The organism is Archangium lipolyticum (genome assembly GCF_024623785.1).
GTDB classification, from domain to species: Bacteria; Myxococcota; Myxococcia; order Myxococcales; family Myxococcaceae; genus Archangium; species Archangium lipolyticum.
The window spans coordinates 149755-173096 of the sequence record NZ_JANKBZ010000019.1 but is presented as its reverse complement, the minus strand read 5'-3'; the positions used below and the strand labels follow the sequence as shown (position 1 = coordinate 173096).

Here is a 23342-nt window from a genome sequence, read left to right as displayed (position 1 = left end):
CTACTTCGGCAACGAAATCTACGGCTTCGATCTGCGCACTGGGGCGTGGCTGCGCCTGACCGACCCGGATCCGGTCAGCCCCGGAGCGGAGTGTCCCGACCGGGCGCTGGGTGTCAACTGCGCCATCCACACCTACGATGGGCTCGAGTACCTGCCTCCGCCCTTCGACCGGTTCCTCGCGATCGGCTGGGATGGCTGGCCGCAGACGGCGCTCAACCTCGACACGAACCGCTGGGAGAATCACCCCGACCTTCCCCAGCTCGGAATGCGCACCGGCGCCAACAGTGCCTACGACCCCGGCACCCGCGTCCTCTGGTACCACGCCGGCGGAGGGGCGATGTCGTTCTGGGACCCGGCCACTGGCAAGTGGACCATCCGCGGTGAGACGGATGACCTTGGCTATTACCGGAACGCGGTCGTCGACCCCCGGCGCAAGCTGTACGTCGCGGTGGGTCAGGGCTTCACCGAGACCTGGACCATCGACGCGCTGGGGAAGTTCGTTCCCAAGCACGTGCGGCTCGCGACGACGGGCGCCAGGGAGATTGAGGACGGGGGCAATCCCGGCGTCGACTACGATCCGGTGAACGATCGCATCGTGGCGTGGAAGGGAGGCGGGGACATCTACACGCTGGACATCGACACCCGCGTCTGGACGAAGCATCCGGCACTGGGCACGGTGGTGCCCGGACCGGCCAACATGAACGGGACCTTCGGGCGGTTCCGCTACGTGCCAGGCCTGAACGTCTTCGTGGTGGTCAATACCGTCGACACGAATGTCTTCGTCTACCGGCTCGATTCGAAGCCCCCTCGCCTGCTGCGGCGCATCGACGTGAAGGCGCCCAAGGCCTCCGTCGAGACGAACACGACCGGCAAGCTGCAGGTGACGGCGGTATTCCAGGACGGAAGCTCGTTCGTCGCCACGTCGGGGGTCACGTTCAGCTCGCTCGACCCGGAGGTGGCGACCGTGGACGAGGATGGCACCTTCCGGGCAATCAACCCGGGCCAGGCCCGGCTGCAGGCGAGCTACACCGACCCGCTCACCCGGCGCGGGCTGGTCGGAGCCCTGGAGCTCGAAGTGGTGCCGATGGCCGGTGACGTCGTACTCGACGCGCTGAAGATTCAGCCAGCATCGGCGCTCAAGGTGCTCCGCGGAATGTCGGCACGCTACACGGCCGTCGGCTCCTTCCACCGCGGCGCCGACGTCTTCACCCGCGACGTCACCTGCGATGCCACCTGGAACTCCGACAATCCGTCCATTGCCACGGTGACCGGCGGTACGGTGCAGGGACGCTCGGAGGGAGGCACGACGCTCCACGCGAAGGTCGGGCAGGTCGACGCCCAGGCAGCCCTCGAGGTCATTCTGAACGCGACCCGGGAGCTCTTCGCCCTGAACTTCCAGCCTCCGGGACCACCGGCGGTGGCGGGCTGGGAGGTGGCCGACGACTCCGCCTTCGACGCGGCCCGTGGTTGGGGCTGGCAGGACGCGGCCGGTCTTCAGACCCGAGGCGACCGCAACGGCACCAAGGATCCGCGCCTCGCCAGCTACGTGCTGACGACCGGAGGGAAGTTCCGGCTCCAGGTTCCCGATGGCCGGTACCATGTGGCGGCGTCCGTGGGAGACAACACCTTCGGCTCGGGCCTCGCGAGCGTGGAGCTCGCGGGCGCGGGCATCGTCTACGGCGTCGGCGCGGGCAACACGGCGGGAGCCGGCATCGTCGAAGCCACCGGAGGCAAGGGCCTCGTCTTCGACGTCGTGGGGCCCATCAACTGGCTCGCGGTGATGCCGGTCAACGGCCTGGATTTCGACGAGGCGCTCGCCGCGGCGAAGACCTGGTAGCGGACGAAGCCCGCGCTGGCTCAGCGGTACTTCTCGATGAACTGAGTCACCGCGGTAAGGAAGGCCTCGGGCTCCTCGAAGGGTGCCATGTGCGCGGACTTCTCGAAGATGACGAGGAACTTGTGCTCGGGAGGTGTACCCAGGTTGTCATAGGCGTCGTGCGCCATGGCAACCGGCACCGCGCCGTCGTGCCGCCCCCACAGCACGAGTGAGGGAATGGTGATGCGCGAGAGCTTCGGGGACATCCGCAGCGCGTCGTAGAAGGTGTCGTCGGAGAGGATCTTCTCGAGGACGACACCGTTGTTCGTGCGCAGGGCCCCCATCGAGAAGGGCGAGAAGAGCAGCATATCCGCGCCAAGGCCGGGCGAATTCGACGGATCATGGAAGTAGCCCCCCGCCTTGGTGCACAAGCGCTGCCATTTCCAGAGGTTGTCGCTGATCATCCGCGTCCCCTTCATCGACTCGGCCCACTCGGGAACGCCGCGCCACGTGTCCACCTCCTCGCCCGCGGCCAGCTTCCGCTCGGCGTGGACCTTCACGTAGTCGAGCGCGAAGTCCCAGTTCTTCTGCCAGTCGTGGTTGCCATCCAGGTCGATCCATCCGGCCACGCCCTCCTGGTGCTCGAGGAGGTAGGCGGCCCCCAGGGTGCCGCCCCAGCTCGGACCCAAGAGGAAGAGCTTCTGGACATCATGGCGCTGGCGAAGCGTACTGATGACGGCGTGGGTGTCCGCGACGAACTGCCCGAGCGAGAGCGTCTCGGGTGTGGGGTTACCCTGGGCCACCCCGGTGACGCGCTGGTCCCAGTAGACGACGGCGTACTTCTCCTCGAGGGACTCCGTGACGGGCGACACATAGGACATGCTCGAATTACCAGGGCCTCCGGCGAGCACCACCATGAAGACACCGGAGTCCGTGTTGCCACGCACCCACACCGGCAGGTCCGCGCCAGCACTGCGCACGAAGAAGAAATCGCCCTCGGTCTGGAACCGGCCGCAGCCAGTCAGGAGCGCGGCGAGCAACAGGGCGACGGTCGCGAGGGTTCTCATTGGAAGCGGACTCCGAGTTGCACGGCCGCATGGGGCAACAGCCGCTGGTTGAAGGGGAATTGACCGAAGAGCGTCACGCGGGTGAAGAGGGCAAGCGGGGCCACTCCATTGCGTTGCAGGTCCCACCCCAGGCCCAGGCTGGCGGTGGGCATGAGGGCAGGCCTGCCAGCATCCGCGGCCGGCTGCACGGCGCCGTCCGGCGAGACCCCATAGGCCGGGCCTTGCAGGAAGGTGTGCAGGTAACCAGCACCGGCGAGCAGCTCTCCATACAGGCCAAAGGGAGCCGTGAGGCGTCCGCCTACCTCGGCGGAGGCGAAGAGCCCCACGTGGTTGCGCGAGTGGACGTAGCCGCCCAGATTGCCCGTCAGAACGATGGCACCGCTGCCACCACGAACCAGGCTCAGCTCCGTCCCAACGGTAAGTCCCGGATGAACGAGCGTCTCTCCAAAGTACGCCACGGTCAGCGGAAGGCGCGTCGGCGATTCATCGGCACGGGCCGGGGAAGAGAGAAGAGCGGCAGCAGATATCACCGCGGCGAGCGCCAGCCGCTGGGTGACAGGTAACTGAAAATCCATGGGTGCTGTTCCTCCTCCCCATGGAACACCACGGCCCCGTCAAACCGTCACCGCGCTGCGCCTCGATGGGCCTCCGCTTATTTGGACTCGACCCGTCCGAGCGGCCTGGCTACGCCAGTCAGCGCGTTTTGCGCTTCCTGCCAGGCGGAGTCTCCGGGGTAGAGCGCGGTGCGGAGGTAGGCCCAGGTGAGAAGCTGAACGGCAGCCACTCGCTCGGGGTTCTCGTCCGTGGTCTCGGCGACGTCATATCCCGAGACTCCGCCCAGCCCGTGCCCTGCGTCGAACAGGGTGAGCAGGGACTTGGGGCTTGGGGAGAGGAAGTAGGGATCGGCGTGCCAGTCGGCGCCTGCGACCGTCAGGTGGGGAGAGTCGTCCTTGTCGCCGGCGACCACGAGCGCGGGCGTCGTCATCCTGGAGTAATCGATGGTCGAGAAGAAGGAGTAGTTCTCGGCCGCGAACTTGCTGAGGGCGTCGCCTCTGCCGGGCGCGGCGAGCAGCACGCCCGCCTTGATCCGGGGCTCGGCGAAGTTCACTTCCGTTCCGTCGTGGGGATCCGTGTGCCGCGCGCCAAGCAGCAGGCTCGCGGTGTGCCCGCCCATCGAGTGCCCGACGACGGCCACCTTGCTTCGGTCCAAGCGCCCGGCGAGCGCAGCGACGGCGCGCTCGATCGCGTCGAGTTGGTCGAGGATGCGCTTCATGTCCTCGGCCCGCGCTCGCCAGTACAGAGGCGCATCGGGGTCATTGGAGTCGAGGGTGAGCGTCTTTGAGTCGAGATGGGTGGGCTGGATCACGACGAAGCCGTGTGCCGCGAAGTAGTTGGCGAGTGGGGCGTAGCCGTTCAATGAGGAGAGGTGGTTGGAGCGGCCGTGGCCGTGCGAGAGCAAGAGGATGGGCAGTTCGCTTCCGGTCACGGGCGCGGAGACTCGCACCTGGAGATCGACGGCGCGGCCGGGAGCTGGCAGCACGACGGGGCTGACCGAGAGGACCGGCGTGGGTGCGCTGGGGGTGTTGGCCGCGAAAGTCGGTTCGCTCATGATCCTGATTTCCTTTCATGGGCTCGGCCCCGTGAAAACGCCCGGAGACGAGAGCGCGAACCATGCTGCGCGGCGCGATCCGTGAATTGGAAGGACCGGACATTTTCATCGTTCCTTCCGCGCCGGATTGAATGGCCGCAGTGGACGCGCAAGGATACGAGGATGTCTCGCACGATGGACTTTGCCGCCTCGACCTTCTCAATTTCCCGCTTCGTCGAGGACGTTCGCGGTGTCGTGCCAGTCGATGGACGCGCAAGTCACGAACGGCTGCCCGACGGAAGAACGATCCTTGTCTTTCGAGTGTTCGAGGAGGATCGGAAAGGGGATGTGTGCGTCGCGGGCCCGCGAACGCGGGCGCTGTTCAAGAACGCAACCGGCGTCACGCGGGCGGTAATGCTTCAGTTCAAGCCAGGCTGGTCGGCGCAGCTCCTGGGCGTGGCCGCGAGCGAGCTGACGGACCGGATCGTGCAGCTGGAAGACATCTGGGGCCGTTCGGGCGGCGACCTCTGCCTCAAGCTCCTCGCGGCGCGAAGCCTGCCGGAGATGCTCGACCGACTCTCCCACGCGATCGCCCTTCGTGCCCACCAGACATCCGACCCGGCATCGGCACGGCTCGCTCGCCGCGCGGTTCGCTTGTTCGAAGGAGACGAGGTTCGGGTGGAGAGCGTGGCGGAGCGGCTTGGCGTCACGGCGCGGCATCTTCGCCGCGCGTTCACGGAGAGCGTCGGCATCGGGCCGAAGGATTTCGCGCGGGCCGTTCGCCTGCGGCGTGCCGTGGGGATGGCTGCGACCTCGAAGGACTGGGGACGCATCGCCGCGGACGCGGGCTATTACGACCAGGCGCACCTCATTGCCGACTTCCGGGAGCTCGTCGGGCTCACACCGGGCGCCTTCGTGAAGCGTGCGGGCGATCGGGGCGTTCGGTGCGGCTCCGGCGAGGCGGAGGCCGATCTCCACGACACCACGGAGCGACTCGGGAGCTGCTCGATTCCGACTCCGCCAGGCACACCCTCTCAGACAGGGGCCCCCGAGCGGGTCCTCAGGGTGCCCCATCGCTTCATGAGTCGTTAGCGCTCAATAGCTCGGGTCATAGCCGACGCCGGTCCTGAGGGACAAACTGGTCGAATCGCAACGATGATCCGGATTGCCATTCGCGTCGTAGTCGCACTCATAGGTGCCACTTCCGAGGTAATAGCGGTGACTGCCAGGCTGGAGGTTGGTGCTGAGGTTGGACCTCATCGAGGTGTTGTACTTGTAGTTATAGTACGTGGAGAGATAGTTCAGCTGGATGGCGGCGCCCAGATTGACGGGGATGGTGCGGGCGCGATCGGCCCAGAAGGTGACGTAGTAGTCCGTCGCCACGTAGACGTACCATGGGTTTTCAGACCGCGCGGCTTCGACCTCCTCCATGGTGGCGAAGGGCACCCCGGCCAAACCCATGACGCTCAGGTCTCCCGAGGACAGCGCGTCGCGGTTGGCGTCGAAGGAGGTGCCGCTCTTCTTCTCCAGCGTGATGGTCCCATCCGGGCTCTGAGCGGTGGACGGGACCGCCGTCGCGGGCTCCTGCTCACTGGAGGCATCGAGTTCCGGCTGGCAGGCAAACGCCAAGGGGAGCAGCGCGAGTGATGCGGCAAGGAAGGTTCGTTTCATGGGGCTCGAGGTGAGGCGCTAGGTGGACAGTCATGGCGACGAATGCGCCGCCACCACGATTATCGGAGCAAGTGGTTGAATCATGTCAATCAAATCAAGAGCTGCACGTTTTTTCTGATTCTACGAAAAAGAAAGAACACCGTGACTGCCACAGACATGGTCAAGCGCGAGCGAACTTCATGGGCCGAGCTGGCCGCCTCGATTTGAGTGCGTTGACGAGAAGGACAAAGGTAGCCTGGCTGGGGCGGCTTGAGCCTCAACACCACGCGGCCCGAGGGGGCTCGCGCGCCGGGGCCAGCCTCGCACCTGCCGTAGGCAGGCCCACTCCTCCACCTGCCCCTCCCCTGCCACACCTTGCCAGGGCACACATCACCGTCAGCCTCCCACGGCCTCCGTTGAGCCCTCGGCTGCTCGTAGGGTTCGAGGCCTACGAGAGCTCCACCCGCTGCGCTCAGGTTCGAGCATCAGGCGCCCGCGTTTATCGTGAGGGTTAGCGACGTGGGATTGATCACCTCGCCGTTACCCGCGTCGAGCTCCACCTCGTCGTAGCCGAAACAGAATGCATGCCTGGCAATGGCGCGCTCATGGATCGCCTTGGCATATAGAAAGACCGGATCATTCTGGTAATAAAGGCCCCGGTCGGCCTGCGGAACCGGAAAGCGCGAATCGTTCATGAGCGTTGACCGCAACAACGAAGCCCCCAACACCGCCGCGATCCGGTTGCCCGGCCCGTCGTTCGGGTGTGACTGAATCGCATTGCGATAGACTGCCTCAGTCCCCGTCCCGGTCCTCGTGATCGGTGGCTTGAGGCCCTTGACACCCATCGTGTACTTCTGCCCATCGGTGCCGCGGATGAACGTGAACTGGTCCGCCTCGATGACGCACCGATATTCCGCGCCATCATACTCGAGGACCAATGGGTGTTCCCGGTCTTTGTAATAGCTCAAGCACGCGTCAATGTATGGCTCGAGCTGGGTTTCGGGAAACCGGAGATCGACGGGATAGAGGTCACCGTAGGCGATCGCGAAGCCCGGCATCAGCGCCCTGACCCGCTCCCCCTGCGCGTTCTTGATGACCAGCCGCCGCCATGGCTCCGCCGCCTCCAGCCTGGCGAAGATCTCCGCCCGGGCGGAATCGCTGGCAAACCCCATGTCGAAGCGCTTCTCCCGGGTCGGATCGCCAGGATCATAGCCGCTAAACTGGAGCCGCAGTGCGAGCCCGAACGCGTCCACCTGGGTCACGTTGGCGTGTAACCGGGATTTTTCGACCCCGCCATTGGCCGTCGCGAGCCAGTTGAGCTCGATGAAGTCCCATACGATGTCGTAGTTTGGATTACCCTTCGGAGTTCCGGCATCCACCGTTATCGGGCGACCGGTGCCATCCGTGCCGACTTGCAGCTTTCGGCCAAACGAGACATACGCCCGCATGGCCTCGAGCTGTGGCAACTTCAGCCGATTCTCGCCAGGCTCCAGCGCGAGACCATACGAGCCACCCGGCTGGCTTGCTGGAAACCGCGCGACAGTGCCCTCGCGATCGACGAGGTACTCCAGCGTCTTGTTACTGAACAGGTAGAGGTACGCCGGCTTGCTCGATCCACTGTTGTTGAAGATCGTGAACGGAAGGGTTGGACGAGAGGACTTGTCGAGTGACATGCAACGCCTCGTGAAGTTGAGCTGCCAGGAAATAACCGTTCACGGGTGAAATCCCCCGCGTTCGCCGCGCCCCTACCAACCCATGGACGTCCGAAGGCCCTTACCCGTGACTGGTGACCCAGGGAATTTCATCGTTCCCTCAAGCAGGGGCGGAGCCGGAGGAGGCAAGAACCTGCTCAGCAGGGGTCGAACGACACCGACTGGAAATTCGTACGCCCGTAGCTGCCCAGGGTTGTGCGAGATTCCACGCCATGACCTTCGACCATTTGAAGTTCCTCGAAGTCGAGATCCAGATGCCGCTCATGAAGCTTCCGGTGCGCACGAGCCTCATCGAGCTCGAGCGCGCACGAGTGCTCTTGTCACCGGCCTCGACGCTCACCGAGGCGAAGCTTCGCGACGCGGGAGAGGTCACCGACATCATCGCTCCCAGCCTCCTTCATACCGCCGGAATGAAGAGCGCCGCGGCCGTCCACCCGCGTGCCCGCCTCTGGGGCCCGGTCGGCATCCGGGAAAAGCTCCCCGCGCTCTCGTGGCACGGCATCCTGGGAGTCGACGCCTGGCCGTACGAAGGTGAGCTCCGTCACGTGGCCCTTGGAGGAATGCCCGGTTTCAATGAGAGCGTGTTCCTGCACGAGCGCTCGCGGGTGCTGCTCGTGAGCGACCTGGTCTTCAACATCGAGGAGCCACGTGGCATCGGCGCATGGCTGATCCTCAGTCTGTTCGGCACGTATCGCCGGTTGGGTGCCAGCCGCCTGTTCCTCCGCGCCGTGAAAGATCGAGCTGCGTTTCTGGAGTCAATCCAACGAATCGCCGCGCTCGACTTCGCGCACGTCGCTCCCGCGCATGGGGGCGTGGTGTCGAACGAAGGAAAGGCAAAGCTGCTCGCCGCACTGCGCGAGCGGGGCTACGCGACCTGAACATGGCCGTGACGACCCCGTGCCGCGCGCACGGGCAGGACCTGCACGTGGGCAGGGCGCTCCCCGCGCTCGCGCGGGAGGCCGGCGTGGAGGTCGTGCGCGACCAGGTGGTTCGCATGACCTTGCCGGGCCATCGCATGGCCATGCTCCATTACCTCAACATCCAGACCTGGCGGAGCGACGCCTTCGTGTCGAGCCACTACTCCGCCGTGCAGCTCGATGCCTTGGAGGCGGAGCTCCGCGAGCTCGCGGAACGCCCCGACCCGGCCGTGTCCGTCGACTACCACATGCGGCAGATGGTGCTCGCGGCGAGGGCGTAGCTCCCGCGAGCGCCTGCTGCACGTTCAGGAAGATGGCGGTGGGCAGGGCAGCACCTTCCGCTTCTCGCTCCCCGCCGCCCGCGGCTGACGCGTCAGCACGCGTTCCGACATGGGTTCCCCCACGGCTCCCAGTCCGCTTCACTCGGAGAGGCCTGTTGGCATGGGTGTTGCCATGCATCCCGTCAGCGGAAGTATGCCGGCTTTCCCCCTTCCACCTGGGGTACGCCCCAACCTTCTCGCAACACCGTAGCCGAACCACCCTGACACACCCTGAGAGGCTTCCTAGGAGTCCAAACGAGCGCTGGTAAAGGTGGGAGGAAATTCCGACGCCACATCAATACAGTCCTCGCCTGTGTAAATGGCGTAGTGACGGAGGTTGACAACGTGGTCCAGAACTCCTCCCGACTCCGCTCGAAGCCACTCCAGCCAAAGAGAATTACCCACCAGGAAGACGCCAGAAGTGGAATAGGGCGTGCGCTTATGCCAGGTTCGGAGGCGGAAGCTCTCGTTGATATTTCGGTATCCTACGAACCCCTCGAATGTTAACTCGATAGATCGCTCGCTGGCGACGTCGCCGAGGATGATTTGCAAGCCCAGATGCGTGTCGATCAGGCTTTTGCATTCAAGGCCCTTGAACCCTGAGGTGCCCACATCGATGGGTTCGTACGTCTCCGTTATGATGTCATGGGCCATATCGAATTTTTATTCTCTTCTTTCCATCTTGGATTTCAACACGGCAAAGTTGAACGTCCTCCTGAACAACCCCGCCTGGTCCACTCGCGGCGTCTTCTCCTTCATCGGTTCCTTCCTGGCCGCTGCCTGGGGTGCCACGCTCGCCTTCTCCCCACCTGCGTGACGAGGGCCGCGACGAGGATGCGCATGAGGGCATCCACGGGTTGTTCATTACCTTTCAAGCCTCCTCCGAGAAGAAGGGGACCCGCACGCGCCGGGAGGCTACTCTTGGCCGATGCTTCGCCGCGCACTCGTTCCCATCGTCCTCTGCGCTTCGCTCGCCTGGCCTCTGCATGTGCTCGCCTGCAGCAACTCGATGGAGTCCAGCGAAATCAGCTTCACCCAGCCTCTCTGGGTCGATCTGCTCTTCTGGAGCGCGGGCGCGGTGTTCTTGAACCGCGTCGTCCTCGTGAAGCTCTGGGGACCGACCGCCGAGGGTCAGGCCGGGCCTTCATTGCTCCTCCGCTACTTCTTCCTGCTCGTCTTCGGCGCTGTCGTCGTGCTGCTGGCCATGATCGTGGCCGGAGGCCCTCTTCTCAGCCGTAGCTCGGCAGGCTTCTCCACATGCTGGGTGAACCACTCCGTCCTGGTGGTGCTGGTGCTCTGCCCTGTCGTCCTCTTCACCCTGCAGGCCGCGCTCTTCCATGGATGGGCCAACCGGTCAGCCGGAAAGAAGGGGGTTGCCGTTCTCGTGAGCCTGGTGGCCACCTCGGCGGTGCTGGTGTTCGTGATGGCGGTGACTCGCGATACGGTGTTCCTCCCCGAACTCTGCCGGTCCTCGCCGAACTTCTTCGCCAGAGGCTACCGCCCCCCCGACGATTGAGCTACCCCCTGGAGCACCCTCTTGGCCACGCGCTCCCTTCCGCTCGCCTACCTCTCCGGTGCCGCGCTCCTTGCAGTGATTGCCGGAGGCGGCTTCGTGCTGGTCCGCGACGCCGATGTGCTGGCGCTGCGACTGCCAACGCGAGTCCTTGCCCCCACGAAGCACTCGCTCGAGAGTCCACGCGATGCCGTGGAGCACTTCCAGTGCAACCGGTGCCACGTGGTGCCCGGCATCGAGCCGACCTCGGCTCGCATGAGCGAGAACTGCGTCACCTGCCATCAGGCCATCACCGCCGGGCGGCTCGACCTCTGGTACAAAGCAGCCTACGTCCAGCGGTGGAAGGAGCACCTCACGCATCTGGTGCGGACGCCGGACCTCGGCTCGCTGGGCCAGCGCGTCAAGCGGAGCTGGCTCACCACCTGGCTCCAGGCGCCGCACGTGGTGAGGCCCCTCTACGGGGCCACCATGCCCAAGATGAAGATCGGCCCGCGGGAGGCCGAGCTCATCGCCGACTTCTTCGAGGTCACCGAGGAGGACTCCCCAGAGCTCCCGCGAGGTGACGCGGCGGCGGGCCGGGCGCTCTACGAGAAGAGCCAGTGCTCGAGCTGTCACTATCGCGGAGACGCCCCGCTCGAGTCGCTGCGCTACGGCGCGCCCGAGTTCCGCGGCCCCTCGGCTCGCAGGCGCGCCCCCGACCTGCGGTTCGTGCGCAGCCGCATGTCGCTCGCGCAGCTACGAAGCTGGCTGGGTGAGCCGCACCGCATCCTCCCCGACACCGAGATGCCCACCTTCCCGTTCACCTCGAAGGACATCGAGGACCTGGCGACCTTCCTCAGCGAGCCTCTGCCAGGGGTAGCGGCCGAGCCGCGCCCCGCGTACCGGCCGCGCCGGCTCGAGCGAGAGGTGCACTACCAGGAGGTCGCGCAGAAGCTCTCGCGGCACCTCTGCTTCCACTGCCACTCCGACAGGAACCGGGAGGGTGACCAGGGGCCGGGCAACAGCGGCGGGTTCGGCTACGACGGCGTCTCGCTCGATCTCGCCACGCGGGAGGGCATCCTCCGAGGCATCAAGCGGGACGGGCGGTTCCGCGGGCTCCCGGATCGGCTCGAGAATGGCACGCCCCGGCTGGTGGCCAGCCTGCTCGCCCGCCACGCCGAGCTGAGCGGGAATTACGACCCGGCGGTGATGGGCATGCCCCTCGGCCTCCCACCCATTCCCAACGAGGAGATCGATCTGATCTACACGTGGATAGAGCAGGGCGCGCCTGAGTAGACGGGGTCGAATCCCGCCGTCTTCTCTTCTCCTTCCCGCCACGTGGAGCGCCCCGACCCGGCCGTGTCCGTCGACTACCACATGCGGCAGATGGTGCTCGCGGCGAGGGCGTAGCTCCCGCGAGCGGTGTGACGTTCGCTGGCCAGTCGGACGCGAAGATCGCCATGACGTGGAGCGAGCTGTTCCCTCCGGCCGCGGCGCCGGTTGCGAGGCGCTGGGTGAACGTGCCGGCGCCCGTGGGCGTCACGCTCAAGCAGATCTCGGTGGGGAGCGCGAATGCCATCTGGGTGCTCGATACCGCTGGCTCCCCCTGGAAGTGGAACGGCTCCGCCTGGGAGAAGAAGGCCGGCACCGTGAGCACCATCTCCGCCGCCCCGGACGGGACGCAGTGGGCCACCAACCCCCCGGACGCCAACCGCGTGCTGCGCTGGACCGGCACCGGGTGGGACGCCAGCCTCCCCGCGGGAATGACCTACGTGTCCGTGGGCAACGCCAACAACATCTGACGACAGGTGCTCGCCCAAGCAGGTGAGGAGGCGAGCGTAGCGCTCGAGGCAGCGGCCAGGAAGGAACCGATGAGGGAGAGGACGCCGCGAGTGGACCAGGCAGAGTTGCCGCGCAGGACATTCGCGGTGGACGTGTTCGCTTCTCCTTCCCGCCACGTGTCTCGCCGCGTGGTGTCGCTCAAGTTCTTTGACACCCTCACGGAGGCCCCCCTGCTCCAGCGCATCCTCCGCGGCCTCCTCAAGTGCGAGCCCGGGTCATCCGGGCGGCACCCTTGGACGCCATAGCCCTCGCGAAGGTTCCTCGCCGGGACTATCGAGCGGGTGGAGTCGTTCCCGAGATGGACGCCAACACGCGGACGAGCTTGTCGAAACTGTCGGAACGCTTGCGGACACGAGCGATATCGAGCTTCTGAGTCTCCCGCAGCTGGTGGGTCGTCGGGAGATAACTTGGGACGAGTCTGGCCAACGCTTCCTTGGCTCCCCGCTTGCGTTCAGGCTCTGGCGCACCAGCGCCCGCCAGTTGCTCGTCCGTGTAGTTGAGCAACAGCCAGGTCTCGTACTCTCGAAGAGCCATGACCGCGCCTCCCAACGAGAGGCTGCTCACCACACGCGCGGCATCAGGGCCCCATGTCGCAGGACAGTCATCGTCAGCGTCGCATAATACGAGCACCGCATTCGCCTTCCGGGTCTGCTTCGCGAGTTGGATGGCCCTCCGCAGACCTTCTTCCTGACAGGTGCGCTGCGGGCTCCTCTTCTTCTCATCCACCAACTTGCCGCGTGGGTGCCGGATGGGCGCATTGTCAACGACCCACTCGAAGTCATTGAGATGCTGGCGCAGGATCCGCATACACAGGTTCGGGACCGCCCCCACCTCGCCCTTTCCCTCGACGATGCAGACGAGCTTCTTCATGGTGCACGGTTCAGAGTTGGACGATGCCGGGCTCGTCACCTTCGATCCGGAGAGGCTCGGAGCGCATGAGCTCAGCCACGGTAAACAGCCCTTGCCGGACGACCTCACGCTGCACGGACGCGAGCGGGCCTACCTGCGTCACCCCGTCACGATAGGAGCACACGAGAATCTCCTCCTCGCGCGCGGCATCGAGGAGATCCGCGCTGTGCGTGGTGATGAGCACCGAGCCTTGGGTCGAGGCGTCCTTCAAGACATCGAAGAGCAACTGGGCCGCTCCGACATGGATGGCGACCTCCGGCTCCTCGATGATGAGGAGCTCGTCCCGAGCCATCTGCTGCGTGGCAACGAGGATTCCGAGAGCACGCAAGGCGCCTTCCGACATCTCGCTCGTCGAGAACCTCGCCACCTGACCAGCGGCCTGCTGTTGCTCGAAACGCAAGAGCAGGAAGCGATCGAACGACTCCACGAACATGCGGAGGAGCCCGGGGACGATCCGCTGCATAGCCGTGACCACACGCTCCTGCCCCGTGGCGTCGAGGCTCCTGAAGGCCACCGCGATATTGCTCCCCGACTCCTCCAAGCGCGTGTTCTCCGTGGCGGACTGCGGCTGGCGCATGGAGTCCGGGTTGAGGCGGATCCGCGTCACGTTTCGGAGAGCCGCGCGGCGGGACAGGAGCGCCATCTGACGGGCGAAGACCATCGCGCTGGCGGTCTCGCTCAATTTGGGAATCCGTCCGACCGACTCAGCCAGCCGTTCTGGCTCGATCTCCACACCGTCGGGCGTTCTCTCGAGGCGAAACACCGGCTCTCCTCGGGAGAAGAGTTCGATGGTCTCACCGCGGAAGGACCAGCCCCGCGCGCCTCCGCTACGAATGGTGAATTGATGGCGTAGATAGTCGGTATCCAGGCCAGCGCGGGACGTGGCTGAGCGGATGTCCACGGACAGGTCGGCATCCTCTCCAGGCTGCCAGCGCCGGAGACCCACTAGGCCTCCGCGCCGCTCCACGGCCGTCTCGGCATCCGTCGCTACGTCCCGCGCGAACACGAAGGCATCGGCGAAGTTGGACTTTCCGCTGCCATTGGGACCCACCACCACCGTGAAGGGAGCGAGTTCCACGCTGGCCTCGGCGATGCTCCGGTAGTTCTTGAGCTCGATGCGGCGCCACATCTGCTCCAGACTCTCCGTCCGCTCCTCCGCAGCCAGCGGCCGGGCTTCGACGTAACGGTGGATGGCGAGACTGAACTCATTCGCGGAGATCTCGTCCAGGCCAACCACACGGGCATAGCGCGGGACGTCCACGAATTCGTTGAAGGTCGTGACGATTCTGGCGACATCCTCGGCGCGTAGGCGGTTCCACGGACGCTCTTCATGGAATTCCTGCGAGGCATCGATGAAGAGGACCTTTCCCTTCCTCTTCTCTGGTTTACTCCGGTTCAAGACCAGGATCGCCGCCGGGAGAGAGGTGCCAAGGAACAGCCCACCAGGAAGCCCTATCACTGCCTCGAACAAATCATCGCCTAGCATCGCGGCGCGTATCTTCGCCTCCACCTTCCCGCGGAACAGCACACCATGCGGTACGACCGTCGCGAGCTGACCACTCGGCTTCAACGTCGCGACCATGTGCTGGAGGAAGGCGAAGTCGCCGTGATCCCGAGGCGGCATGCCATACCGGAAACGTCCGTAGGGATCGTACGACGCTACCTCGTGCCCCCACCAACGGAGGGAGAAGGGAGGATTGGCAATCACTCGGTCATAGCGGTCCAACTGACCATCCGTCACCAGCCTGGGCTCTCGAATCGTATCGCCCGCTTCAATCCTGGCTTCATGCAGCCCGTGCAGGAGCATGTTGATCCTGGCCAGAACCCAATTGTCGATCTGCTTCTCCTGCCCTTCGAGTCGGATATTCCTTGCATCGCCTCCGTGTGCTTCGACGTACTCCGCGCATCCGAGCAACGTCGAGCCTGTGCCGCACACCGGATCACAAATGCTCATGCCTTCTTGTGGATCGAGGAGTTCGACCATGAGCCTCACGAGCATCACGGGCGTAAAGGATGTTCCCCCACGTTTCCTAGCCCGATGCGCTGTCTGCTCGAGAAAGGCCGAATAGGCATGCCCAAGCGCACCCGGTTCTGCCAGAGCGAGCTCATGGAGCGGGAGCCCTGAGAAAGAATGGACAAGCGTTTGAAGCAATGACTTCCGCTGGGAAGGACCGCCGAACCATCGTTCATCCGCGAAATCGACCGAAGTGAGTACACGCTCGAGCTGTGGATTCGCATGCTCAATGATCGAACAGGCGCGGTTCAGATCATGGTCGATGTGGAGATGCGAGAGGTACCTGAGCCTTGACCATCTCGCCTCCTCAGGGATGAAGAACTCGTGTTCATCGGGGTCTCCATAGGCAACAGCCTCGGGTGCTCCTTCCGCCAGGAGTTCGGCGACGCGCTCTTCGAATACGTCGTTGAGGCGTTTCAGCAAGAGCAGAACGGAGAGGGATGTCCGGTGATGGACCGGCTCTCCCGTGCCACGCAAGAATTCAAAGGAACCGAGGAGCTGGTCGAGGAGCTGCGCCCCACTCACCCTTCGGGGAAAGGCGGCCACTATTGAGACCGAGGTCGGGGCTTCACCGTAAACAGAAACAGGTTCTGCCGCCTCCACAGCCTCGCTGGTGCTCTCGGAGAGCAGGCGCGCAACCAATCCAGCCTTGTCCCGCCCACCTGTCTCCAGGCCCAGCTTGCGGCACAACTCCTTCAGTTGCTCCCGGCTGAGCAGGAGCAACATCTCCTCGGCCTTCCCTCCTGGCAACGAGACCAGAGCGTCCACGATCGGCTGCTTGCTGCGCCGCCCGGGCGGTTCGACACCGAGACGATCGGCCAGCCAGAGGAGGTCGGCCCTCGGGAGGAGCTCCAGGACTTCACGAGGCGTCGGCATGGTCGCCCGTGAGGATACACATGGAGCCCCACTACCGCGACTCCAGTCAGGTGCTCCATTACGGGCCATCCCGCCGACGCCGTCAGCGCTTCTCCAGTTCCTCAAGGTGGAAGACGCGCGAGGCCACCCGGTCCAGCACCTCGTCGCCCCACACGAGGCTCGCCTTCGCCAGCCGGTTCATGTTCTTCGCGAAGACCTTGCCCTCGGGCATCTGCGTGTAGACGCGGCTGAGGCGTATAAGAAGGATGGGAGGCGTGTTGAGGGAGTGGGCAGGTCTGCAGTGAACCGGGCATCCCCGAGCTGGCGCGCCAGACGCAGATCCTGCGGCACGGAGATGGGCTCGCTGTTGCCGCTGTTCGGCCCACGCGGTTCGCCATCCCCCGGTTGACCGACCCTCCTCCGGATGACCGACCTCCTCCCGATGACGGACGCGCGACGTCCCGGGAACGTGCGATTCCCCCTCGCATGAAACGAATCCCGGGACTCTCGAAGCTCGCCTTCATCACCGTGGGTGTCCTCGCCGTCCTGCTCGGCGCCTTCACCCTCTTCGGCAACAACCTCCGCAAGCTCTTCGGCGCCAGCGCGGAGTCACTCGCCGGCACCTCGGAGCTGTCGGCGTACCGGGGGGGGGCCACCAGTCAACTCCAGCGCAAGTCGCTGAGGAACTTCGGCGCGAACAAGGACGACGAGGGCGATTCGTACGCGGCACCGGCTCCGGCTCCGACTCCGGCCTCTGCTCCGAGGTCCGCAGCCGTGGTGCCGGCGCAGGCCACGCGGATGGCCGAGCCCGTCACCACCGGCAACACCCACGCCGCCGAGCGGCCCAACCCCTACACCCTCACCACCGAGGACCGCTTCTCCACCTTCGCGGTGGACGTGGACACCGCCTCCTACACCCTCTTCCGCCGCTCCATCACCGGCGGCTCCCTCCCCCCGCCCGAGTCCGTGCGCGTGGAGGAGTGGGTGAACTACTTCACCTACCGCTACCCCAAGCCCGAGGAGGGTGACTTCCGGGTGGACCTCGAGGGCGCCCCCTCCCCCTTCACCCGGGGCCGCCACCTGGTGCGCGTGGGCGTCCAGGGCCGCACCCTCGCCAAGAGCCAGCGCAAGCCCACCCACCTCGTCTTCCTGGTGGACACCAGCGGCTCCATGTCCCAGCCCGACAAACTGCCGCTCGCGCAGAAGGCCATGAAGCTGATGGTGGACGGGCTCAACGAGTCGGACACCGTGGCGCTCGTCACCTACGCCGGCAGCGTGCGCGACGTGCTGCCCCCCACCCCCGCCTCCCAGCGCTCCACCCTCTTCGACGCCATCGACTCGCTCACCGCCGGCGGCGGCACCGCCATGGGCAGCGGGTTGGAGCTCGCCTACAAGCACGCCGTGAAGAAGGCCAGCTCCAAGGCCGTCTCCCGCGTCGTCGTGCTCACCGACGGTGACACCAACCTCGGCCCCAACCTCACCGCCGAGAGCATGCTCCAGAGCGTCCACGGCTACGTGCAGGAGGGCGTCACGCTGACCACCATCGGCCTGGGCATGGGCAACTACCGCGATGACCTGATGGAGAAGCTGGCCAACAAGGGCAACGGCAACTGCTTCTACATCGACAGCGAGCGCGAGGCCCGCCGCGTCTTCCAGGAGCGGCTCGCCGGTACCCTGGAGGTCATCGCCCAGGACGTGAAGGTGCAGGTGGAGTTCGACCCCGCCACCGTGCGCGGCTACCGGCTGCTGGGCTACGAGAACCGCGCCATCGCCGACAAGGACTTCCGCAACGACAAGGTGGACGCGGGAGAGATCGGCGCCGGCCACACCGTCACCGCCCTCTACGAGGTGGAGCTCACCGGCGAGGGCCAGGACGTGGCCACCGTGCGCGTGCGCGCCAAGAAGCCCGGTGGGGCCGAGGCCTCCGAGCAGCGCTTCTCCCTGGCACGCGCGCAGCTGCGCGGCTCGCTGGAAGAGGCCTCCTCGGACCTGCGCTTCGCCACCGCCGTGGCCGGCACCGCGGACATCCTCCGGGGCGCGCCCCAGGCCGGGGACTGGAGCCTGGCCACCGCCGAGTCGCTCGCCGAGGACGCCGTGGACGGCATGAGCGACCGCGCCGAGTTCCTCGGCCTGCTGCGGCTGGCGCGCGAGCACCGCACCCCCGCCCTGGCCCGCGAGTAGCTAGCGGGAGCCTTCGAGGCCTCGCCCGGCCGCCGCGTCCACCCAGACCTCCACGTTGCCGTGGAGTTGGAGGAGCGAGGCCGGGCACTGGGTGGTCAGGGGGCCGCGCACCAGCGCCGTCACCGCCGCCGCCTTGTTCACCCCGAAGGCCAGTAGCACCACCCGGCGCGCTTGCAGCAACGAGCCCATGCCCAGCGTGAGCCCCGCCAGCGGCACCTTCGACACGTCCTCCCCGAAGAAGGAGGCCAGGGCCTGGCGTGAATCCCGGGACAGCCTCGCCCGGTGGCTCGCCGACTGCAGATTCTCCCCCGGCTCGTTGAAGGCCACCTGCCCGTTCGAGCCGACGCCCAACAGCAACAGGTCCAACCCTCCCGCCATCGCCAGCTGCGCGTCATAGCGGGCGCACTCGCGCTCGGCCCGCTCCGCGCTCCCATCCAGGAAATGGATGCGCTCGGGGGCCAGGTTGACGTGCTGGAAGAGGTGTCGCTCCATGTAGGCCCGGAAGCTGCCCGGGTCGTCGGGCGGCAGGCCGAGGAACTCGTCCACGTTGAAGGTGGTCACCCGCGAGAGGTCCACCTCCCCGCGCCGGTGCAGGGCCCCCATCTCCCGGTACACGTTGAGCGGAGTGCGTCCGGTCGGCAGCCCGAGGACCAACGAGGGCTTCTCCCGGATGGCAGCGGCCACGAGGCCGGCACAGGCGGTGGCAGCTTCCAGCTCGGTGGCGAAGACGCGGACGTTCAAGGCGTGGCCGGAGCGAGAGAGAGCGGGCAGCATAGCCAAAGCGCGCGCTCCGACAAAGCGGCACGTCACCCATCGCATCATGCCCCGCCTGGATTCGAGCCAAGTAGGGTCCGCGATCGGGGGAGGCCCCGTCCGTCCGCTCCCTTAACGACCTCGGGTCATCCACCTCTGGCCGACCGCCACCGTGGCTGCCGGGCGGTTTACACCAACTTCGCGGATGATTCGTCCCCCAGGTGCGTTAGAAGGGCACCTCATGAAAGTCGCCGTTCTCACGGGCGGGGGCGATTGCCCCGGCCTCAATGCGGTCATCCGCGCCGTCGTCCGCCGGGCCAGTGCCCATGGCTTCGAAATGATGGGTCTGCGCGACGGCTGGAAGGGTCTCCTCGAGGACAACCACTTCCGCCTCACGCGCGAGACCACCTCCGGCATCCTCCACCGGGGAGGCACCATCCTGGGAACCTCCCGCGTCAACCCGTTCAAGGTGGAGAATGGGTTGGAGAAGGTGAAGCGGGCCATGGAGCGCAATGAAATCCATGCCGTCATCGCCATTGGCGGTGAGGGGACCCTGTCCGCCGCCACCCGCATGTCCCAGGAGGGGCTGAGCATCGTCGGCGTGCCGAAGACGATCGACAACGATCTCAACGGCACGGACTTCACCTTCGGCTTCGACACCGCGGTGGCCATCGCCACCGAGGCCATCGACCGGCTGCACTCCACCGCCGAGTCGCACAAGCGCGTCATCGTGTGCGAGGTGATGGGCCGTCACGTGGGGTGGATCGCCACCTACGCGGGCATGGCCGGCGGCGCGGACGTCATCCTGGTGCCCGAGGTCCCCGCCGACCTGGTGCGGGTGGCCGAGCACATCAAGCACCGGCACTCCACCGGGCGCTCGTTCTCCATCGTGGTGGTGGCCGAGGGCACGCGCATCAAGACGGGCGCGGACGAGCAGGAGCACCTGGTCACCTCGGGCGCCCTGGACGAGGCCGGCCGGCCCCGGCTGGGCGGCGTGGGTGCCATCGTGGCCCATGAAATCGAGCGGCGCACGGGCTACGAGACGCGCGTGTCGGTGCTGGGCCACATCCAGCGCGGCGGCGCGCCCACCGCGCACGACCGCGTGCTCGCCACGCGCTTCGGCGTCCATGCGTGCGACATGGTGGCCCGCGGCGAGTTCGGCAAGATGGCCGCGCTCCGGGGCAATGAGATCATCAGCGTGGACCTGTCCGAGGCCACCCGCGAGCTCAAGAAGGTCCCCCAGGAGTTCTTCGAGGTCGCCCAGGTGTTCTTCGGGTAGATGGACCTGTACGCGGAGATGGCGGCCCTCGTGTCCGAGGGCCGTCCGTTCGTGCTGGCCACCGTCATCGAGAGCGCCGGCAGCACGCCGCAGAAGCCGGGCTCGAAGCTGGTGGTGCTCGGCGATGGCGGCCTGCGGGGCACCGTGGGCGGCGGCGCCATCGAGCATCAGATCATCCAGGCCGCGCTGGCCCTGCTCCAGGCCCCGGAGCGCACGCGCGTCATCGAGACGCACCTCACGCACGAGCTGGGCATGTGCTGTGGGGGGCGGATGAAGGTGTTCCTGGAGAAGCACGGAGCGCCCCCGAGGCTCACCGTGTTCGGCGCGGGGCACGTGGCGAAGGAGCTGGCCGCGCTCGCGCACCGGGTGGGATTTCGCGTCACCGTGGTGGATGCCCGGCCCGAGTGGGCCAATCCCGAGCGCTTTCCCGGTGTCGAGCTGCTGGTGAAGGATCCGGCGGACCACGCGCGGGCCCTGACCGGTGGTGAGGATCAGTACTTCTGCGTCACCACGCACGACCACCCGCTGGACCAGGCCGTGGTGGAGGCGTTGCTGGAGAAGCCCTCGGCGTACCTGGGAGTGATTGGCAGCCGGCGCAAGGCCGAGCGCTTCCGGATGCGGCTGCGCGCCGCGGGCTTCCCCGAGGCCGCCGTGGAGCGGATGCGCTCCCCCATGGGCGTGGACATCGGCGCGCTGACACCGGAGGAGATCGCCGTCTCCATCGTGGGCGAGCTCATCCAGGTGCGCCGTCACGCCCCCTGACGCACCGCTCCCCTGCATGGAAGACGACAGGGTGCGCCGCTTCCCGAGGTGGCCAGAGGCCCTCCCCTGTTAAAAGCCAGCACCCGCGCCGCGTCCGGCGCGCGGGCCCAGGAGGCGAACACATGGTGGTCCTCACGGATGGTGGCTCTCGCGCCGAGGTCGTCCCCGAGCGAGGAGCACTCGTCAGCCGCTTCACCGTCGAGGGCGAGCCCATCCTCTACCTCGACGAGAGCACCCTCGCGGATGCCACCAAGAACGTGCGCGGCGGCATCCCCGTGCTCTTCCCCGCTCCCGGTGTCACCCCCGGCGGCAAGTACCTGGTGGACGGCCGCGAGTACCCCATCCGCCGCCATGGCTTCGCCCGCGACCTGCCCTGGGACGTGCGCACCCAGGAGGCCTCGCGCGTGGTGCTCGCGCTCGGGCACTCGGAGCAGACCCTGCGCGAGTTCCCCTGGCGCTTCGAGGCGCTCCTCACCGTGACGCTCCGGGGCTCCGCGCTCCACCTCACCTTCTCCGCCGAGAACCGGGACTCCCGGCCCATGCCCCTGCACCTCGGCTACCACCCGTACTTCCATGTCCCCCAAGCCAACAAGGCCTCGGCCCGCGTCGAGACCGATGCCTCGCGCGCCTGGGACAACCGCCAGGGCGCCCACGTCCCCTTCACCGGGTTGGACCTCACCGGGCCCGAGCTGGACATGCACCTGATCGACCACTCGCCCCAGGGCACCACGCTCGAGCGCGGACCGGGCCTGCGCCCCGTGGAGCTCGCCTGGAGCCCCTCCTTCACCACGCTCGTGGTGTGGACACTCGGAGGCCGTGACTTCGTCTGCGTGGAGCCCTGGACCGCCCCCGGAGGTGCGCTCCAGACACACCAGGGGCTGCTGACCGTGGCCCCCGGATCCACCTTCTCCTCCGAGTTCGAGATCAGCGTCGCGCCTCTGGCTCGCTTCGTCCGGTAAAAGGCGGGCCATGTCCTTCCTCTCCCATCTCGAATGCTCCCGCTGCCACAAGAGCCATGACGCGGACCAGGTCCAGAACCTGTGCGACTGCGGCGGCCCGCTGCTCGTTCGTTATGACCTGAAGGCCGCCGCCCGCTCCCTGCGCCCCGCCGACCTGTGCGGCCGCGTCGCCTCCCTGTGGCGCTACCGCGAGTTGCTGCCCGTCCGGGATCCCAAGAACATCATCACCCTCGGCGAGGGCATGACGCCCCTCTTCCCCCTCCCTCGCCTGGGCGCCGAGCTGGGTCTGCGCGACCTTTGGCTCAAGGACGAGGGCCTCAACCCCACCGCCTCCTTCAAGGCTCGCGGCGCCGCCACCGGCGTCAGCCGGGCCAAGGAGCTGGGTATTACCGCGCTCGCCATGCCCACCAATGGCAACGCGGGCGGCGCCTGGGCCAGCTATGGGGCCCGCGCCGGAATGTCCGTCACCCTGGTGATGCCCACCGATGCCCCCGCCATGAGCGTGCTGGAGGCCACCGCCGTCGGCGCCAATGCGTACATGGTCCGGGGGCAGATCACCGACGCCGGCGCCATCGTCGGCCGCTCGGCCAAGGCACATGGCTGGTTCGAAGCCGCCACCCTCAAGGAGCCGTACCGCATCGAGGGCAAGAAGACGATGGGCTATGAGATCGCCGAACAGCTCGCCTGGAGCCTGCCGGACGTCATTCTGTACCCCACCGGCGGCGGCGTGGGCATCATCGGCATCTACAAGGCGCTTCTGGAGATGCGCGAGATGGGTTGGCTGCCCGAGAACGTCCGCTTCCCCAGGCTCGTCGCCGTCCAGGCCGAGGGCTGCCAGCCCATCGTGAAGGCCTTCCGCGAGGGCAAGGACGTCTCCGACAAGTGGGAGAACGCCTCCACCGTGGCCCAGGGCATTCGCGTACCCAAGGCTCTTGGCGACTTCCTCGTGCTCCAGGCCGTGCGCGAAACGAGCGGCACCTGCGTGGCCGTTCCAGATGCCGATACGATGTGGGGCCTGGAACGCATCAGCCGCCTGGAGGGCGCCTTCATCTGCCCAGAGGGCGCCGCGCTCGTCGGGGCCGCTCGTATGCTGCTGCGCGATGGGTGGTTGGACCCCGGTCAGCGCGTGCTGCTCCTCAATACCGGCGCGGGTATCAAGTACCCGGATGTCATGTCGCCCAAGCTGCCCGTGCTCGAGCTCAACGCCACGCTGTGAGGTTCACGCA

Annotated in this window: 22 protein-coding genes; 12 read left to right on the top strand and 10 right to left on the bottom strand. The window is 66.6% G+C overall.

Annotated features, from left to right (window positions below; genetic code table 11):
- The first annotated feature begins 337 nt into the window (after positions 1-337).
- On the top strand, positions 338-1837 hold the full coding sequence (locus tag NR810_RS52885; protein WP_407653866.1) for an Ig-like domain-containing protein: 1500 nt from the start codon (positions 338-340) through the stop codon (positions 1835-1837).
- Between the two features lie 20 nt (positions 1838-1857).
- On the opposite strand, the gene NR810_RS32985 is transcribed toward NR810_RS52885, so the two are convergent.
- From NR810_RS32985 to NR810_RS32975, 3 genes are all read right to left on the bottom strand, one after another.
- A complete protein-coding gene (locus NR810_RS32985; RefSeq protein ID WP_257458412.1) occupies positions 1858-2883 on the bottom strand; it encodes an alpha/beta fold hydrolase in 1026 nt (341 codons plus the stop codon).
- Entirely contained in the window at positions 2880-3458 is a 579-nt protein-coding gene (locus NR810_RS32980; protein WP_257458411.1) for a hypothetical protein, read from the bottom strand. The genes NR810_RS32985 and NR810_RS32980 overlap by 4 nt, the downstream gene beginning before the upstream one ends.
- A gap of 77 nt (positions 3459-3535) precedes the next feature.
- A complete protein-coding gene (locus tag NR810_RS32975) occupies positions 3536-4492 on the bottom strand; it encodes an alpha/beta hydrolase family protein (protein WP_257458410.1) in 957 nt (318 codons plus the stop codon).
- 162 nt (positions 4493-4654) lie between these two features.
- Here NR810_RS32975 and NR810_RS32970 point away from each other — a divergent pair, with 162 nt between their 5' ends.
- A complete protein-coding gene (locus NR810_RS32970) occupies positions 4655-5563 on the top strand; it encodes a helix-turn-helix domain-containing protein (RefSeq protein ID WP_257458409.1) in 909 nt (302 codons plus the stop codon).
- A 3-nt stretch (positions 5564-5566) separates the two neighbouring features.
- On the opposite strand, the gene NR810_RS32965 is transcribed toward NR810_RS32970, so the two are convergent.
- Positions 5567-6142 carry a hypothetical protein gene (locus NR810_RS32965; RefSeq protein ID WP_257458408.1) on the bottom strand — a complete coding sequence of 192 codons (576 nt, stop codon included), beginning with the start codon at positions 6140-6142 and terminating at the stop codon, positions 5567-5569.
- A 464-nt stretch (positions 6143-6606) separates the two neighbouring features.
- Positions 6607-7794, bottom strand: a complete 1188-nt coding sequence (locus tag NR810_RS32960) for a beta-1,3-glucanase family protein (protein ID WP_257458407.1) — start codon at positions 7792-7794, stop codon at positions 6607-6609.
- A gap of 251 nt (positions 7795-8045) precedes the next feature.
- On the opposite strand from NR810_RS32960, the gene NR810_RS32955 reads away from it, so the two are divergent.
- Entirely contained in the window at positions 8046-8711 is a 666-nt protein-coding gene (locus tag NR810_RS32955; RefSeq protein ID WP_257458406.1) for a hypothetical protein, read from the top strand.
- 2 nt (positions 8712-8713) lie between these two features.
- Positions 8714-9031 carry a hypothetical protein gene (locus NR810_RS32950; RefSeq protein WP_257458405.1) on the top strand — a complete coding sequence of 106 codons (318 nt, stop codon included), beginning with the start codon at positions 8714-8716 and terminating at the stop codon, positions 9029-9031.
- Positions 9032-9313: 282 nt separating this feature from the next.
- On the opposite strand, the gene NR810_RS32945 is transcribed toward NR810_RS32950, so the two are convergent.
- Positions 9314-9724, bottom strand: a complete 411-nt coding sequence (locus NR810_RS32945) for a hypothetical protein (protein WP_257458404.1) — start codon at positions 9722-9724, stop codon at positions 9314-9316.
- A 274-nt stretch (positions 9725-9998) separates the two neighbouring features.
- On the opposite strand from NR810_RS32945, the gene NR810_RS32940 reads away from it, so the two are divergent.
- The 3 genes from NR810_RS32940 (at position 9999) to NR810_RS32930 (ending at position 12364) form a co-directional block, all read left to right on the top strand.
- Positions 9999-10586, top strand: coding sequence for a hypothetical protein (locus NR810_RS32940; protein WP_257458403.1), 588 nt, complete (start codon positions 9999-10001; stop codon positions 10584-10586).
- 21 nt (positions 10587-10607) lie between these two features.
- A complete protein-coding gene (locus tag NR810_RS32935) occupies positions 10608-11858 on the top strand; it encodes a c-type cytochrome (protein ID WP_257458402.1) in 1251 nt (416 codons plus the stop codon).
- Positions 11859-11986: 128 nt separating this feature from the next.
- Entirely contained in the window at positions 11987-12364 is a 378-nt protein-coding gene (locus tag NR810_RS32930) for a tectonin domain-containing protein (RefSeq protein ID WP_257458401.1), read from the top strand.
- A 310-nt stretch (positions 12365-12674) separates the two neighbouring features.
- On the opposite strand, the gene NR810_RS32925 is transcribed toward NR810_RS32930, so the two are convergent.
- From NR810_RS32925 to NR810_RS32915, 3 genes are all read right to left on the bottom strand, one after another.
- Positions 12675-13274 (bottom strand): DUF4276 family protein, encoded by a 600-nt coding sequence (locus tag NR810_RS32925; protein WP_257458400.1) that lies wholly within the window; start codon positions 13272-13274, stop codon positions 12675-12677.
- A 10-nt stretch (positions 13275-13284) separates the two neighbouring features.
- Positions 13285-16203, bottom strand: a complete 2919-nt coding sequence (locus tag NR810_RS32920; RefSeq protein WP_257458399.1) for an N-6 DNA methylase — start codon at positions 16201-16203, stop codon at positions 13285-13287.
- 82 nt (positions 16204-16285) lie between these two features.
- Positions 16286-16414, bottom strand: a complete 129-nt coding sequence (locus NR810_RS32915) for a hypothetical protein (RefSeq protein ID WP_257458398.1) — start codon at positions 16412-16414, stop codon at positions 16286-16288.
- 254 nt (positions 16415-16668) lie between these two features.
- Here NR810_RS32915 and NR810_RS32910 point away from each other — a divergent pair, with 254 nt between their 5' ends.
- Complete coding sequence (locus NR810_RS32910) at positions 16669-18363, top strand: vWA domain-containing protein (protein WP_257458397.1); 1695 nt, start codon at positions 16669-16671, stop codon at positions 18361-18363.
- On the opposite strand, the gene NR810_RS32905 is transcribed toward NR810_RS32910, so the two are convergent.
- Positions 18364-19137, bottom strand: coding sequence for a glucosamine-6-phosphate deaminase (locus NR810_RS32905; protein WP_306818697.1), 774 nt, complete (start codon positions 19135-19137; stop codon positions 18364-18366).
- A 220-nt stretch (positions 19138-19357) separates the two neighbouring features.
- Between NR810_RS32905 and NR810_RS32900 the strand changes: the two genes are divergently transcribed.
- From NR810_RS32900 to NR810_RS32885, 4 genes are all read left to right on the top strand, one after another.
- Positions 19358-20395, top strand: a complete 1038-nt coding sequence (locus tag NR810_RS32900) for a 6-phosphofructokinase (protein WP_257458396.1) — start codon at positions 19358-19360, stop codon at positions 20393-20395.
- Complete coding sequence (xdhC, locus tag NR810_RS32895; RefSeq protein ID WP_257458395.1) at positions 20396-21157, top strand: xanthine dehydrogenase accessory protein XdhC; 762 nt, start codon at positions 20396-20398, stop codon at positions 21155-21157.
- 122 nt (positions 21158-21279) lie between these two features.
- The gene (locus NR810_RS32890) at positions 21280-22116 is read left to right on the top strand and encodes an aldose epimerase family protein (protein WP_257458394.1); all 837 of its coding nucleotides are present in this window, start codon (positions 21280-21282) and stop codon (positions 22114-22116) included.
- A 10-nt stretch (positions 22117-22126) separates the two neighbouring features.
- Positions 22127-23332: a threonine synthase gene (locus tag NR810_RS32885; RefSeq protein ID WP_257458393.1), complete on the top strand. Its 1206-nt coding sequence runs from the start codon at positions 22127-22129 to the stop codon at positions 23330-23332.
- Positions 23333-23342: the final 10 nt, after the last annotated feature.